Genomic DNA, 14,803 nt, shown 5'->3' with positions numbered 1-14,803 from the left:
GCCGCCACGACCCGGTGAGGTGCCGGGACATTCACCCCCCGCTGGATCATGCCTCTCATGACCAAACGACCCACGAGCGGCCGCAAAGGTTTCACACCAGCGACGATCCCACCCCGCTAGCGGACAAAGGAAGTGCGTCCCTGGTGAGCATTCACCGGGCCGACTTCGAAGTGAGGGCGCCTGGCTCATGATCCCTGCCGGGTCGGTCGGGGACATGCGCGGGGTCCTCCTCGCGCGTAGCGTTAGCTGGGCGTGGCGATGCTGAACCCGGGCCGGGTGCCAGCCCCGTCCCGTCCGCCGCCGGACAAGATCCATCGGCGATGGAATGGCTCCTGCACTCGCACCTGCCGGCCCGGACGGGAAAAGGTGACATGACCGGTACGCCGCCGAGAAACTCCACACGTCACGTCCGACGTGCAGCTCTCCTCCTTGCACTGGCGATCTTTCCGTATGTCTTGGCAACAGCCATAGAGCGTGGCTTGGTCCCCGAGTCGCCTGTGACCCGCCGGATGTTTGACAGCGACTTCATGCTGCTCGGGATCTGCGTCACACTTGGTCTGGCCATTGCCGCCTGGCGCTCTTCGCTCGCCGCCATGAATGCTCGCCCGACCGGAAGCGTCGCTTCTCCGATGTCGTCGGTCGCGTTTCTCCTGTCGGTCCTTGTCACCATCGCCACCGCGCTTCTGGCCGTCGGACTGGTCATCCTGAACTAAGGCCATGGCGGCGGCGATGGCCCGGATGCCGACGTCGTCCTCCAGTCCACAGCCGTGGCCCAGCGCACGACGACCACGGGCCCTGAGGCTGACGACACCTGCTGAGGGATGGCGAGATGGTGAGAGGCCAACACCATTGCAGGGCCCTGAAGACCCGAAGGAGATGCCATGAAGCAGGTGCCCAGTCGGATCCATCGGCGTTCGGCGAAAGGCGCGTTCGCCACAGCGCTGACGCTCAGTGCCGCAATGGGCGTCGGCGCCACACCAGCAGATGCCGCGACCACCGTCCGGGTCCGATCGGTCGTCCGCACACAGGTCGCCGTGTCGCAGGCGGCCGGGGCCATCGTCAGCATCGTCCATGTGTGCCCTCTCGGGTCTGACCTCGACCGTCCGAAGACGAAGTCGCTGATTGCCCGAACACCTCCTGGCTACCGCCTGTTGAGCCGCGAGCTGTGGCCTCGCGGCATGGTCACGCGGTGGCGCCAGACCGGGCCGATGGCTCAGGTCGACAACCCGCCACTGCCACAGCAGACCGTCGCCTGCGTGCGGAGCGTGCAGGCCGGGGCTGCACGGAGTACTGCCAACATCAGTGTCACCATGCGGCTCTGGGGCCCTGCACCAGCGAAGGCCGAGGTGTCTTCCTGGCACGATCCGTCCGGCACCTGGGGCGGTCGAGCAGCCAAGAGCACCATCACAGTTCGCGATTTCACCTCACGGCGCCTGGTGTACGCCGACGCCGGAAGTGACTTTCCCGACGAGGCGTTCGGTTACGGCTTCATCGACGGCCCCTATCCCGCTGGCAAGTTCGCGGAGCTGAAGCTCTACATATCGGTTACCACCCGGCGGCCCTGAAGAAGGATCCATCATGTCCTACTCACAGCGGGAGAACCGGCCCGCAGACCAGCGACCACCCGCACCCACCGGGATAGTCGGAGGTTGGTTCAGCTCATGACCAGAAGTGGATTCTCGCTCAGCCCGAGTGTCGCTCGATCGGCGGCGGCAATAGCCGCGATCGCCACGGTTGCCACCATTGCGTTCTGGTCCGTCGCCATCATGGACGTTCACACCGCATTCTCGGAGTGGCTGTTCACCAACCACCTGGGACTGGCGATCGCCCTCACGGTGGGCATGGCGGCAGTGGCCTCCGGCTTGGCACTGATTGCCCTGCAGGTGTCTGATCTCGCGCCGACCTCGAAGGCGCAAGCGAAGTTCGCGCTCCGCTGCGTCGGCCTCGCTGTCCTGATCTCCGCCGGCCTGTTCCTGATCACCCGTGGGCAGGGGGGATGACGTCACAAGCCTCAACCCCGCCCCAGAGATGGACCACGACCCGGGCGTCGTGCATCCCCTGCGTCCGGGCCGTGGTGTCGCCGACGCCTCGTGGGGCCCCCTGCTGGACCCAGCGCCTCGACCACGGGTACCTACCCAAGCGGTAAAGGGCAGAAACGTGACCGGGTCCCAGATGCGGTCCCACCTGCGTTGAGCCCAAAGAACGGACAGTTGCCGTCATTTACGGGTGTTTGACAGCGAATCCCCCGCCCCAGCTCCACACAGCCACACCCGGCCGTACTGGCGACTCATGCTCAACCATGGGCCCCAACCTTCCCCCTAGGACTTCGCTACTGCTCAAATATCGAGCCGACAGACCGTCGGTTACGTCACGGTCGCGAGAAGGCGCTGCAGGCACGGCGCATGACCGCCCAGGTCGACGCGGCTCGGAAAGGGGCTCAACTCACCGGTGTTCCAGTTGCGGACACCCTTCCCCGGCGGTCTGATGGGAAGGATCTACCCGTCAGGATCCCTCCCTGAGGAGCAGCCGTGCCCAACTCCTTATCCAGGCGTACCTTCCTCGGCGGTTCCGCCGCGACGCTCGGCTTCGCATTTGCCGGCGCTGGCAGCCTCGACCCCTTCCTCAGCTCGGCCGCGGCAGCCACCCGAACCAGCGCCGGCTACGGCCCCCTGTACGCGGCAGGCCCCCTGCTCTCCCTCCCCAAGGGCTTCTCCTACAAGGTGATCGGGCAGTCTGGTGTCGCCGGCGCCAGCGGGTTCGTCCACCCCGGAGATCCTGACGCCATGGGCTGTTTCGCCCGCCCGGATGGCGGCTCGGTAGTCGTGTCGAACCACGAACTGGCCGGCTCGGACCGGCACGCGGTCCCACACGTCGACGGCCTCGTCTACGACGACGGTGGCATCGGTGGAACCTCCACGATCGTGCTCGACGCCGACAACAACGTGATCGAGCAGTACACATCCGTGTCCGGCACCTGGAACAACTGTGCTGGCGGCGTCACACCGTGGGGCACCTGGCTCACCTGCGAGGAGACGGAAGCCAGGACCGGCGGCACCCTCACCAAGGACCACGGCTACGTCTTCGAAGTCGACCCGACCAGCCAAGCCGCCAACATCCACAGGTCCCCGCTCCCCCTGAAGTTCCTCGGCAGGTTCGCCCACGAGGCAGCAGCGGTCGACCCAGCGACAAGCAGCATCTACCTCACGGAGGATGCCGGCGGACCGAACGGACTGTACTTCCGCTGGACCCCACCTACCGGCTTCACGCCAGGGAAGGGCGCCCTTCACGCCCTCGCCGCAGACGGCGCCGTCGAGGTCGGCACGCTCGAGGCAATGAAGTGCTTCGACGAGGACGGCAACCACGTGCCCGACCTGTCGATCGCCACCACGGTCAACACGGTCTACACCGTCACATGGGTGACTGTGCCGGATCGCGACGCCCGGAGCACCTCGGTCCGCAAGCAGTTCACCAACAACCAGATCACCCGGTCGCGCAAGCTCGAGGGCCAGTGGTGGGGCGACGGCGGCGCCTACTTCGTCGCCAGCTTCGCCCGTCACTCGGACGGCTCGACCAACGAGCACGACGGCCAGGTCTGGTTTTACGACCCCGCGAAGTCGCGGATCGTGCTCAAGACGATCTTCGGGGTCAACACGGACCCGGCCACCGGCGACTCCAGCTTTGACGGGCCCGACAACATCACCGTCTCACCACACGGCGGCCTGATCCTCGCCGAGGACGGCGAGGGCCGCTCGCACCTCGTCGGCGTGACGGAACAGGGCAAGGCCTACCCGCTCGCCCTGAACCTCGCGAACGAGAGCGAGTTCGCTGGCCCGGTGTTCAACGCATCTGGCAGCACGCTGTTCGCGAACATCCAGGCGCCGGGCTACACGCTGGCAATCACCGGACCATGGGGCCGGCCTTCAAACGCCAGCTAGGCCCTCGGGACGGCCCAACGGAACAGCTTCGACTGGCGTTTCCGCCGGTGAGGGCTGTTCCGGCCGCGCGACCTGTTTGAGTCGCTGGTGGCCGACATTGCGTGCCGAAATCTTTCCCCCCGGGTGATCGCTCAGACGGCATAGGCGTCGCGAAGGGCCAACAGCAGCAGGCGTCGCCGCTCCATGGGGCTGTGTGCCCCCGTGTCACTAGCTTCTGGCTGCGATGCCAGGACCTCCCCGTCGGAGGTAAGGAAGACATAGATCCACCCAGGAACGGCGTCCGGGTCGTTGGCGTCGACGATCGGCTTGTACGAGATGCCGAGGAGGTCTGCCCACTCGACCAGAGTGCGAGAGTACGTGTTGCTCAACAGAATTCCACGGCGGTCGACTCGGAGTCCCAAGAATGGGAGCCGGATTGCGAGCCAACCCAACAGGCCGGCGATCGCGACGCTGACGACCAGCAGCGAGGTGCCGAGCCAGCCCGCCGTATACGGGTCCTCGAATGCACCAAGTCCGACGAGCGGGCTGACGAGAGCACCCGCGCCACAGAGAGGCACGCGAACGACTGGCAGCTTTCCGCGAAGGTGGAAGCACGGAAGCTCCAGTCGCGTAGTGCCTTCCGGTCCGGTGAGGAAGTCTCTCCGGCGCATCTCTGCTGAGAGAGCGGCGTAGCGTTCTTCGTTGTGGGGCCGCACGCCCGCTGGCGTGTCCTGCGGGCCATTTTCGTCGGTCGTCGTCTGCGCGCGCTCGGCCCACTCGCTGGCCAGTTCGACCAGCGGCAGATGGATGACGTCCTGCACCGTGTCAGCGTAGCCAGCCTATTGAGGCTGGACCCGAGCGAATTTCCGCCGCTCCGACCGATTCTCCCCGACACCCACGGGACTCACCTCCCCCGATCTCCCTCGGGGCCGCCACGGATCGACACCCGTGACAGCCCTCCGAGTGGTTTGTACCCGGACGTGATGGGTAGGTTCGAGGTGACCTGCGCACGTCCCACCAGGGGCTGCTCACGCACCGGCAGAACGAGGCTCAGGATGTCCAAGCACGACGAGGGTGACTACTCCGAGGCCGACCTGGTGGTCAAGGGCCAGGAGGACCACGCAGCCGGCCCCACCGCGGTCGCGGTGTCGATGAAGCGGTCCCTCGACCACATGGGTGTGAGGCGTACCGCGCAGACCCTCCTCAAGCTCAACCAGGCCGAGGGCTTCGACTGCATGAGCTGCGCATGGCCGGACCCCGACCCGGGCCACCGCCACACTGCAGAGTTCTGCGAGAACGGCGCCAAGGCCGTCGCGGAGGAGGCGACCCGCGACCGTGCCACGCCGGAGTTCTTCGCTCAGCACAGCATCGCCGCGCTCGACGCCCACACGGAGCACTGGCTCGGCCAGCAGGGCCGCATCACCCACCCCATGGTCAAGCGGCCCGGCGGCACGCACTACGAGCCGATCGAGTGGGAGGAGGCCTTCGAGCTCATCGGCGCCGAGCTGCGCTCGCTGGCCAGCCCCGACGAGGCGACCTTCTACACCTCCGGGCGGGCCTCCAACGAGTCCGCGTTCGCCTACCAGCTGTTCGTCCGTGCGTTCGGCACCAACAACCTGCCGGACTGCTCGAACATGTGCCACGAGTCCACGAGCATCGCCCTGCAGGAGTCCATTGGCATCGGCAAGGCCAGCGTCACGCTCGATGACGTCCACACCGCCTCCGTCATCGTCATCGCCGGCCAGAACCCCGGGACCAACCACCCGCGCATGCTCTCGGCCCTCGAGATCGCCAAGCAGAACGGCGCGAAGATCATCTCGATCAACCCCCTCCGCGAGGCCGGGCTGGTCAGGTTCAAGAACCCGCAGAAGCCCAAGGGCGTCATCGGGCACGGCACAGCCATGGCCGACCTGCACCTCCCCGTGAAGGTCAACGGCGACCTCGCCCTCTTCCAGGCGATCGGCTCACTCCTCGTCGAGTGGGACGCACTCGACCACGACTTCATCGCCACCCACGCCACGGGCTTCGAGCAGTGGCGCGACCACGTCCGCGCCGTCGACTGGGAACAGGTCGTCGAGGTGACCGGGCTGTCCCGCGAGCTGATCACGCAGGCCGCCGAGATGCTGCGCGGCTCCACGCGCACCGTCTACTGCTGGGCGATGGGCCTGACGCAGCACCGCAACGGGGTCGCGACCATCAAGGAGGTCGTCAACCTCGCCCTGGCGCAGGGCAACATCGGCCGCGAGGGCGCCGGCCTGCTGCCGGTGCGCGGTCACTCGAACGTCCAGGGCGACCGCACCATGGGCATCTGGGAGCGACCGCCCGCCGCCTTCCTCGATGCCCTCCAGAAGGAGTTCGGCTTCGACCCGCCGCGTGAGCACGGCCTGGACGTCGTCGACTCCCTGCGCGCCATGCGTGACGGGAAGGTCCACTTCTTCATGGGGCTCGGTGGCAACTTCGTGCAGGCCGTGTCCGACACCGACATAGCCATCCCGGCGATGCGCAAGGTCCGCATGACGGTGCAGGTGTCCACCAAGATCAACCGCTCGCACCTCGTCTGCGGGGAGACCGCGCTGATCCTGCCGACCAAGGGCCGCACCGAGAAGGACATCCAGGCCAGTGGTGCCCAGTGGATCTCCGTCGAGGACTCCACGTGCTCCGTGCACGCCTCCCGCGGCCCGCTGGAGCCGGCCAGCCCCCAGCTCAGATCCGAGGTCGACATCGTCACCGGCATCGCCGAGGCGACGCTGGGAGACCGGTACGGCCTGCAGTGGAAGGCGATGCGGGACGACTACCGCGTCATCCGTCACCACATCGCCAAGGTCGTCCCCGGGTGCGAGGACTACGAGGTCAACGTCCGCAAGCCTGGCGGCATGATCATGCCGCACCCGCCGCGCGACACCCGGACCTTCGACACCAAGTCCGGCAAGGCTGAGTTCGTCGCCTCGCCCATCGAGATCGTCCACGTCCCCGAGGGTCACGTGCTGCTCCAGACCCTGCGCAGCCACGACCAGTACAACACCACGATCTACGGCCTCAGCGACCGCTACCGCGGCATCGAAGGAGGCCGCAAGGTGGTCTTTGTGCACCCAGACGACATCACGGCGTTCGGGCTCAAGGACGGCGACCTCGTCGACATCACAACCCGATGGACCGGCGACGACCTCGTCCGCCGCGTTCACGGGTTCCGTGTAGTCAGCTATGACACCCCGCGCGGATCGGCCGCCGCCTACTACCCCGAGACCAACCCGCTGGTGCCGCTGGACTCGACCGCCATCGGGAGCAACACCCCGACCTCCAAGTCCGTGGTGGTGTCGCTGACGCTGGCCGCCGGCCCCGGCGCGGCGAACGGCACCACGCCGGGGCAGACCGGAGGCACGGCCCAGAACCCCACGGGTTCGGACTGGGACCACAAGAAGACCCCGGAGCCCGAACACCTGTCCTGAGGACGGCTCAAGACGGTTCCCCCTTCGGCGCAAGTGCCGATGAGAGTTCTCGCGCGTCCTGATCAAGCGCAGGCCGCGTCGTCGATTCGAGAATTTTGCGGGCTCGACGACCTAGGTCGTGCAGATCAACTCGGCCTGCCTCGTCTGCGGCCGCCAGACGAGCCGCCAGATCCAACGCCTCTTCGATCTCAGGTCCGGCAGCGGCGACCTCTTGGCCCATGTCTCGAAGGATGGTGCCCTCGGCCCTGGACGCGATCAAAGGATCGGCGACTCCGTCGATCCAGACCCGGGTTCGGCGGCCATCTCCGCGCTCCCCGCCAGTGATTCGCTCAAGCGCGTATATGCGGTCTGCACGCGCGAACTTGCCGAAGCCCAGGGCGACCATCCGACTATCCGAAGCCACCCTGACATCTTGACACCCGCCACTGACAAAGGTCTCGCGAGCTGGGCTGGCCGCGTCGGGAACGCGCGTCTTACGGCTCCTCTTCGCAACACCCCAAGCCGCCTCAGCCGAAGCTGCCCCCAAGGCTAGGTGCGAGGACTTCACTCTGCATCCCGGGTCTTGGCTCCGGCGTGCCCATCACGCATCGCCTGGTGGCTCCTGACTGAGCGGAGGCGACTTGGTCACTCAGGTAGTCACTCAGCAGGGAAGAGGTCAGAATCAGCCCCTTCCCGATCGAACGAGAGCAGCCCCTGACTGGCGTTTCCGCCTGTCAGGGGCTGTTCCGAACGGGTGGGCGATACTGGGTTTGAATCAGTGTCGCCATGGTTTCATGGTGTGAGCTGGACCTGCAGCAACACCCTCTGACCTGCGGTTATGTCTTGTTGAGCGTGTCGCGTCGATAGGCACCGATAGGCCCTGTAAGGTGTCCACTGTGGCACAACAGTGGCACAGAGGCGACACTGGACAGGTGGCAAGATGACCCAGCGCAGAGCATTTGGGTCCGTGCGAAAACTCCCCTCAGGACGTTGGCAGGCCCGCTACCGAGGCCCGGACGGCAACATGCGGTCGGCCGAGACGACCTTCGACACCAAGGGCAAGGCGACCGCGTGCCTGTCCGCGATGCAGGCCGACATGGACCGGCAGACATGGCGCGACCCGCGCACTCAGTCCCTTCGGCTGCGGACCTATGCGGACCAGTGGCTAGGAGCCCGAGACCTCAAACCGCGCACCAGCGCGGACTACCGGAGCATCCTCGACCACCACGTCCTCCCCGCGCTCGGGGGCATGCCGCTGCGGAACATCACCCCGACCATCGTGCGCGACTGGCACAGCGACCTCGGTAAGCAGACGGGACCGACCATGCGCTCGCACGCGTACGCGCTGCTGCGGACCATCCTCGGCTCCGCCGTGACTGAGGACATCCTCGCGGCCAACCCCTGCCGCATCCGTGGCGCGGGCAGCACCAAGCGCGTGAAGAAGGTCAGGCCCGCGACCCTTCCCGAACTGTCCGCCATCGCGCAGGCGATGCCCGAGCGCTACCGGGCCATGGTGCTGCTGGCGGCATGGTGCGCGCTGCGGCAGGGCGAACTGTTCGAACTGCGGCGCAAGGATGTGGATCTCGCGCGCGGTGTCGTCCATGTCGGGCGCGGCGTCACGCGAGCCGATGGCAAGCTGCATGTCGGCACCCCCAAGTCGGACGAGGGCACTCGGGACGTGAACATCCCCAGCGCGCTCATCCCGATTGTGGAACAACACCTCTCGAAGCACACCGGCACGGGCAAGGACGACCTGTTGTTCCCCGCGCGCCATGGCGGACACATGGCCCCGAGCACCCTCTACAAGGTGTTCTACCCGGCCCGCGAGAAGGCCGGACGCGATGACCTTCGCTTCCACGACCTGCGCCACACAGGTGCCGTCCTGGCCGCTGCCACAGGTGCCACCCTCGCCGAACTCATGGCCCGCCTAGGCCACAGCACCCCACAGGCTGCCATGCGCTACCAGCATGCGGCACAGGACCGCGACCGCGTCATTGCCGATGCCCTGTCCGAGTTGTACACCGGCGCGACTGTGCTGCCCCTGCGCAAGCCCACCAGCGAGGCCAAACCCGCGTAGACCGCGCGCGGACCGTCCATCGCCCGCTCCTCCCCTGTCGCCTCCTACTGGCTTGGTGCGTGTCCGCGTAAGGCCGCCGCAGGACCATGGGGCTCCCCTACCCTCGGCACATGCCCGGCAAGTACACCCACCGCCGCTGCCCAATCTGCCGCAAGGGCCAGAACTTCAAGATGCTGCCTCTCGAGCGCGACCTCCGAGGGCGAACTCTCATGGTCTGCACCCACTGCAATCACAGGGTCGCCGCACCGGAGCAGAAGTAGCCCCGCACAGAGGTTTCAATGGCAGAGGATGGGCACGTGCAGGATGAAGATTCCGCAGCGCTTCTGGGCACTGCCAGTGTCGCAGCCATCGTTGCGTCCATACAGGTGGCGAGCCCGACCTGGGGAATCGCAGCCGCCGCCGCCGAACCCGCCCTCGTTGCTGCAGTGCAGCACCTTCAGGGGCTTCAGGCACGACGTCACATGCGCGTCGTCGAGGTGGCTGCCGAAACTGCCGGCGTCACGGTGGACGAGCTGATCCAGCGCCTCACCGCTAACGACCAAAATCTGGTCCTGCTTGCCAATGCCCTCAGCGCTGCAAGCCGTACGGGGCTGGAGACCAAGGTCGCAGCGCTGGGCCGATCCCTCGGGGCACTGGCATCGGACCCCGCACTGGTCGATCCAGAAGCAATCTGGATCCGCATCCTCTCCGACATTGAACCTGCACATCTTCGCGTCATGCTCCGCCTGCAGCCAGATCAGCCCGGCAGCCCGGATGAAGGCATCTTTGTTCGTCGCCCGGAACTGTTGGACATCACCGGCTCAGATGAACTGGCCTATGCGATCCTCCAGACCTTGAGCAGCCATGGACTCGCGATGCTTTTGTCGGGCGACCTGTGCAGGCGGGGGCCCCTCACCCTCGAATGCATCCGACGGTTGGAGGCCGCCGGGGGTGGGGACCCCATGCCAGGACAACCCGCCTGAGAGACCCTCGGTCAAGGAAATTCCCGCGCGCGCTGGTTTACAGGGCTCGATGCCTACGTGCTGAAAGAAGCCGAAAGCAGGTCACTGCGCAGGGCTCTCGTTCGGCCTAGCTGCCGCCACCCGAGGCCAAAGCCGTGATGGCAGCACCGGCCAAGCCACCACCCAGCGAGGATGCAGCCACGACAAGAAACTCGGTCCGGCGGGCATTGCTCGCATCCAGTATTGCCGCCATATCTGCAACGCCAGGGGCGTCGTCCGACTTCGTGCCGTCGAGTTCGCGTTGAATCCACGGTTCGAACGCGGACACAGTCTGCCTGGATCGAAGTTCCGTCAGGGTGCTTGCGAAGCCTCTCGCCCCCTCTTCCAGATTGCGCTCGATATGGAGAATATCGAGACGAAGGCCAAGGATGTCTCGACCCGTTCTAAAGGTGCGCTTGAACCAAGCCTTCATCCCACGCTGCCGGTTGGCGCGCAGAATGTCGTCCAATCGAACATCGACGAAGCGACGTAAGAGATTTCGCCTGTTTCGGTCTGCGACGAGCCCGTAGAAGAGGCCCAGTTCCTCGACCACCGCGAATCGCATGGCTTCGTAACTGTCTTCCAATTCACCCTTTGCCACTACGAAAGTGAGTCGGTCGTAGCCGCGCTTTGGCTCGACATGAACGCCGATGGTCTTTCCTGTTACTTCAGCGCTCTCCATGACGCATCCATCCACCCACATGGGGCTGGGGCCCATGCAGACAAACCGGACGCCTCCCATCTTGTCCTCACGCTGGCGGAATTCTTCGCGAAGAAATTCGCGCACCACAACGACGGCCATGGAGGGATATTCCTCAGCATCGTGGGGCTTTATGAATGCAACGGGGAAGCCCCCTTCGAACATGATATTGACCGTGAAGACCGTGCTATGGAGGTGCACTGGACGGAACGACACTCGGTCCTGCACGTGCTTCGGTATGGAGACGCGAAACTCAAGTTCACCGTCTATCGGATGTGGACTGAAAGTCCCGTAGTCGTGTCCTTCCTCCCGACTCGGAATCTCGTCGAGTCCCATCTCAATGAGCAGCGCGTCCGTCGTGTTCCCGGCGGTGGAGTGGGGCTCACGCATCTTTATGTTGTCAATGCTGGGTATGCGTTCCAGCGCCGCCTTCACGTCCTTGGCCCAGTCTGTTGTCCGGTAGGTGCCCTCCCGGTTGTCCATCGTCAGGTGGTCCGCGTCGGGCACCTCGAACATGAAACATCCCACCCCGAACGACACTTCAGCCATGGGGCAAATACTGCCGCACCGCGCCTCACATGGCGCGCTATTCGGACAAAGAAACCTTCGCGATGGTCTGGGGGTAGGGGGCCGCAAAGTCGAGCCGCAGGGTCGCTCGGACAGCGGTGCCATCAGCGGTGAACCGGGCCGACTTGTCCACGTCCACGCGGGCGTCGTTGCGGACCACGACCGCGAGCCGGGAGATGTCCACGACCCATGCGGCGGCGTTGCCGATGTGGCGGCTGGTGTAGACCGGGATTCCGAACAAACTCCGCGTGGTCTGCTGCGTCGGGCCAGCCTGCGGCGACAGCACGGGGGCGTTGCTGCCGCTCTGCGTCTTGATCTTCGACAATGCCGCCCAGGTGGTGGGGCTGACGTAGATCGCGCCGACCTGCCCGCCGTTCTCCTCCACAGCTGCGGCGGCGTCCACGAACGCGTCAAGCCCGGCTGAGGGCACCGCGTCCACCGTCTCGACCCCGACCACACCCGGCAGACCGAGCGGTCCGGAGGGTCCGGCCCCGGCGAAGAACGCGCGGTCCACCTCATCGGCCAGCGCCGAGACCAGCGCCCGGCCCAGCATGGCCGAGGCATCAGCGTCCTCGACGGCTTGGTTGCTGACCACCTGCAATGTGGCCAGACGCTTGGGGGTGATCTCCAGTTCGGCGGCGGTCACCCCGGCGTCGGTCAGTTCCGTGAGTTCGGCGGCGGGCCATGAGGCAGACCCGCCAGCGACGACGGGAAGGTAGTAGCGGGTGGCGCTGGTGTTGATCCTCGTCAGCCCGGAGGACAGGGCGACCGAAAGGCGGAAGGTTGGGTCAACGACAAGGGTGTTGACCGTTTCGAGGGAGAACAGGTTGGTCGAGGTGGTAGGCATTGGAGGCTCCGAGCGCTGCGATTCCTAGCGCTCGCGGCGCGATGCCTGCGAGTCGAACCTCCCGGTCGGGAGGGGCAGGTCCACGAGTAAGGGGACTCGAGTGGACCTGCCCCTGAGAATGACCTACCTACCTCGGAGAAGGGAAGCCCAGTCAGCCCCATGTCCCCATGACGGCGACGTCTGTTTCGGACCAAGATCCATGTGGTGGGCCGGAATTCGCAGGTATGGCCTCGAATCAGTAACCCGGCCGGCCAGCTCGGCAACGGCCTCAGGGTCCACGTCCCCGTCCTCGTCCAGCAGGTCCGCGAGGTTGCCGCCGTCGAGCACCATCGCGGCCTCCGGGTCGCTGACGCGTTCTCCCAACAGCCGCAGCACCTCCCGGTGCGCCAGCCGCTCGGCCCGCGCCTCGGCACTGGTGGCCCGGTCTCGCCAGTGAGCAGAGCGCCGCGCCTGACGATCGGTTAGATCCGACTCCAGTTGATCGCCAGTCGGCTCGGCATCGGGCGCTGCGTCGGGTTCGTCCGGGATGGCTTGCGCTTCTTGCGATTCCGCCTCGGCACTGTCGCTGGTCTCCTCGGTGTTTGTCTGGTCAGGCATGGGTCTCCTCCTCGTCCTCGACGGGCACCACGAGGCACCCGGTCCACTGCTCCACGTCGGTGCCCGTCACCGTCGTCCCGAGCACCGACACCGGCATACCCGGCACCACCGGCCCGGACGCCACCATGAGGGTGAACTCGGTGCCGCGCTCGGGGCGCTCCAGCCGCTCACTCACAGTCGTCACCCATCGGGGCCAGTCGGAGCGCCGTCGTCCCCGATGGGGCTGTGAGGAACCCCTGTTCGACGGCACGGCCGACAGCCTTGCCGAGGGCGCGCCTGTCCGTGGCCCCGACCAGTGGTGCCAGTTGTCCCGGGTCGAGGTAGAGCACGTCGGTGTGGTCCGCGTCCCGGTAGGCCAGGACAACCACCCGCAGGTGCAGCGGCACCCTGCGATCCGTGAGCAGCCAGTCGGTCCACGTGCTGTCGTCGGTCGTCATGCGGTTCTCCTTGATGGGTTGGTTGCGTGCAGTCGTCGGAGCCGGGCCTGTCGTGGGCCAGCGGCGTTGTACTGGGTCACGTGCCTTCGCTCGTAGCGGGCCATGGCTACGAGGTCAGGCACCGCCTCGGGCCGGGCGAGGAAGCCCCCACGCTTGCGGCACCAGAAGGCGGGGAAGCCCCGAGCCCGTAGCCAGCCGTAGCCAAAGGGGCGATCCACCACGACCAGGGCGAACCTCGCGTACTTGGTGAGGTAGACGTCGAGGTCGGTCATCGCCGGCAGTCGTTGGGCACTCATCGTTCGTACCCCTGCCACACCGAGTCACCCATGCGAGCGAACCCCGGCTCCTCAAAAGCCTGCCTTCCTTCCTGCCTTCCTTCCTTCCTGTGCATTCCCTCGGGACCGTCCCCATCGGGGACATCCCCCGGGACAGCAGCTCCGGACGATGTCCTCGCTCGTTGCCGCTGCTTCTTCTCCCGCTCGCGTCGCCGCGCGTTCTCCAGAACCTGATGCTCAGAACGGGTTGTCTGGGTCGCGTCGAACTCGACGATGTGCCACGTGCCCGGAACCACCACCTCCCACAGCCCCGCCTCCACCAGCGTCGACGCATCGCTCATCTGGGCACCAGGCACGGACTCGATGTCGTCGGTGTCGAGGAAGCCGTCCGTCCGGCTCGACGCGCTCCACACCAACGTCTGGGTGAACGTTCGGTACACCCGGTCGGGGAGTCGTCGAAGACGGCGGTCGAGCAGCCACCTCTCGGGGAACCTCGCGTCGACCATCAGGTGCGCCGACCGTCACGGGACCCACGGTCGTACGGGTCGCGGCGACCATCCACCAGAGGTTCGCACCGCCACGACGCCTCGCGTCGCCGCCGCAGTTGGCCAGCCACCTCGGCGATGTAGTTTTCGTCTGGCCGCTGTCCCCGGGGCGCCGTAGGCTCGCGAACGACCACTACGTCATCTGGGTGTCGGGACCGCTCGTCCGGGGCGGCCCTCCCCATGTCCGGGGTCATCCGCGCACCCCCGGCAGATCGCCGGGCTGCACCCGGCGCGCGATCACTCCGTCGAGGTCCTCGCGGTCGATCCGAAGGCCGCCACCCACGTGGTACGCGGTCAGCCAGCCCCGGTCGATCCAGCGGTAGATGGTGCTGCGGTCGAGGCCAAGTTCCTCGGCCAGATCCTTCACGCTCACCCAGATGGCGGGCTTCGACATGAACCTTGGTGCTGCGCTGGACGCAGCTTTCTTACGGGTCTTGCG

The 14,803-nt window shown here is 66.3% G+C and carries 17 protein-coding genes; 7 read left to right on the top strand and 10 right to left on the bottom strand.

Going from position 1 to position 14,803, the window contains the following annotated elements:
* Positions 1 to 320 precede the first annotated feature (320 nt).
* From AC1DS4_RS13680 to AC1DS4_RS13665, 4 genes are all read left to right on the top strand, one after another.
* Positions 321 to 713, top strand: coding sequence for a hypothetical protein (locus AC1DS4_RS13680; protein ID WP_477613110.1), 393 nt, complete (start codon positions 321 to 323; stop codon positions 711 to 713).
* 168 nt (positions 714 to 881) lie between these two features.
* Positions 882 to 1,565 carry a hypothetical protein gene (locus tag AC1DS4_RS13675; RefSeq protein WP_477632248.1) on the top strand — a complete coding sequence of 228 codons (684 nt, stop codon included), beginning with the start codon at positions 882 to 884 and terminating at the stop codon, positions 1,563 to 1,565.
* A 96-nt stretch (positions 1,566 to 1,661) separates the two neighbouring features.
* Entirely contained in the window at positions 1,662 to 2,000 is a 339-nt protein-coding gene (locus tag AC1DS4_RS13670; protein WP_477613112.1) for a hypothetical protein, read from the top strand.
* Between the two features lie 528 nt (positions 2,001 to 2,528).
* Entirely contained in the window at positions 2,529 to 3,935 is a 1,407-nt protein-coding gene (locus AC1DS4_RS13665; RefSeq protein ID WP_477632249.1) for an alkaline phosphatase PhoX, read from the top strand.
* Between the two features lie 131 nt (positions 3,936 to 4,066).
* On the opposite strand, the gene AC1DS4_RS13660 is transcribed toward AC1DS4_RS13665, so the two are convergent.
* On the bottom strand, positions 4,067 to 4,735 hold the full coding sequence (locus AC1DS4_RS13660) for a hypothetical protein (RefSeq protein ID WP_477632250.1): 669 nt from the start codon (positions 4,733 to 4,735) through the stop codon (positions 4,067 to 4,069).
* A gap of 234 nt (positions 4,736 to 4,969) precedes the next feature.
* Between AC1DS4_RS13660 and AC1DS4_RS13655 the strand changes: the two genes are divergently transcribed.
* Positions 4,970 to 7,360 carry an FdhF/YdeP family oxidoreductase gene (locus AC1DS4_RS13655; protein ID WP_477632251.1) on the top strand — a complete coding sequence of 797 codons (2,391 nt, stop codon included), beginning with the start codon at positions 4,970 to 4,972 and terminating at the stop codon, positions 7,358 to 7,360.
* Positions 7,361 to 7,367: 7 nt separating this feature from the next.
* Here the strand turns inward: AC1DS4_RS13655 and AC1DS4_RS13650 are convergent, their stop codons facing one another.
* Positions 7,368 to 7,745 (bottom strand): hypothetical protein, encoded by a 378-nt coding sequence (locus tag AC1DS4_RS13650; protein WP_477613116.1) that lies wholly within the window; start codon positions 7,743 to 7,745, stop codon positions 7,368 to 7,370.
* Positions 7,746 to 8,279: 534 nt separating this feature from the next.
* Between AC1DS4_RS13650 and AC1DS4_RS13645 the strand changes: the two genes are divergently transcribed.
* Both AC1DS4_RS13645 and AC1DS4_RS13640 read left to right on the top strand, forming a co-directional pair.
* Positions 8,280 to 9,416, top strand: a complete 1,137-nt coding sequence (locus AC1DS4_RS13645) for a tyrosine-type recombinase/integrase (RefSeq protein ID WP_477632252.1) — start codon at positions 8,280 to 8,282, stop codon at positions 9,414 to 9,416.
* Between the two features lie 296 nt (positions 9,417 to 9,712).
* Entirely contained in the window at positions 9,713 to 10,378 is a 666-nt protein-coding gene (locus AC1DS4_RS13640; protein ID WP_477632253.1) for a hypothetical protein, read from the top strand.
* 106 nt (positions 10,379 to 10,484) lie between these two features.
* On the opposite strand, the gene AC1DS4_RS13635 is transcribed toward AC1DS4_RS13640, so the two are convergent.
* The 8 genes from AC1DS4_RS13635 to AC1DS4_RS13600 all read right to left on the bottom strand — a co-directional run bounded on the left by AC1DS4_RS13635 (position 10,485) and on the right by AC1DS4_RS13600 (position 14,758).
* A complete protein-coding gene (locus tag AC1DS4_RS13635; protein ID WP_477632254.1) occupies positions 10,485 to 11,645 on the bottom strand; it encodes a hypothetical protein in 1,161 nt (386 codons plus the stop codon).
* Positions 11,646 to 11,682: 37 nt separating this feature from the next.
* Entirely contained in the window at positions 11,683 to 12,510 is an 828-nt protein-coding gene (locus AC1DS4_RS13630) for a phage major capsid protein (protein WP_477632255.1), read from the bottom strand.
* A gap of 123 nt (positions 12,511 to 12,633) precedes the next feature.
* A complete protein-coding gene (locus AC1DS4_RS13625; RefSeq protein WP_477632256.1) occupies positions 12,634 to 13,107 on the bottom strand; it encodes a hypothetical protein in 474 nt (157 codons plus the stop codon).
* On the bottom strand, positions 13,100 to 13,282 hold the full coding sequence (locus AC1DS4_RS13620) for a hypothetical protein (protein WP_477632257.1): 183 nt from the start codon (positions 13,280 to 13,282) through the stop codon (positions 13,100 to 13,102). The genes AC1DS4_RS13625 and AC1DS4_RS13620 overlap by 8 nt, the downstream gene beginning before the upstream one ends.
* The gene (locus tag AC1DS4_RS13615; protein ID WP_477632258.1) at positions 13,275 to 13,544 is read right to left on the bottom strand and encodes a hypothetical protein; all 270 of its coding nucleotides are present in this window, start codon (positions 13,542 to 13,544) and stop codon (positions 13,275 to 13,277) included. Before AC1DS4_RS13615 ends, AC1DS4_RS13620 begins: the two co-directional genes overlap by 8 nt.
* Positions 13,541 to 13,840: a hypothetical protein gene (locus AC1DS4_RS13610; protein WP_477632259.1), complete on the bottom strand. Its 300-nt coding sequence runs from the start codon at positions 13,838 to 13,840 to the stop codon at positions 13,541 to 13,543. The genes AC1DS4_RS13615 and AC1DS4_RS13610 overlap by 4 nt, the downstream gene beginning before the upstream one ends.
* Entirely contained in the window at positions 13,837 to 14,325 is a 489-nt protein-coding gene (locus tag AC1DS4_RS13605; protein ID WP_477632260.1) for a hypothetical protein, read from the bottom strand. Before AC1DS4_RS13605 ends, AC1DS4_RS13610 begins: the two co-directional genes overlap by 4 nt.
* A gap of 229 nt (positions 14,326 to 14,554) precedes the next feature.
* Positions 14,555 to 14,758, bottom strand: a complete 204-nt coding sequence (locus AC1DS4_RS13600) for a helix-turn-helix domain-containing protein (RefSeq protein WP_477632261.1) — start codon at positions 14,756 to 14,758, stop codon at positions 14,555 to 14,557.
* Positions 14,759 to 14,803 lie beyond the last annotated feature (45 nt).

The sequence above is a fragment of the Pedococcus sp. P3_C7 genome (genome assembly GCF_056402615.1).
The sequence above is the reverse complement of the archived record's forward strand: the minus strand, read 5'-3'. Positions and strand labels throughout refer to the sequence as shown.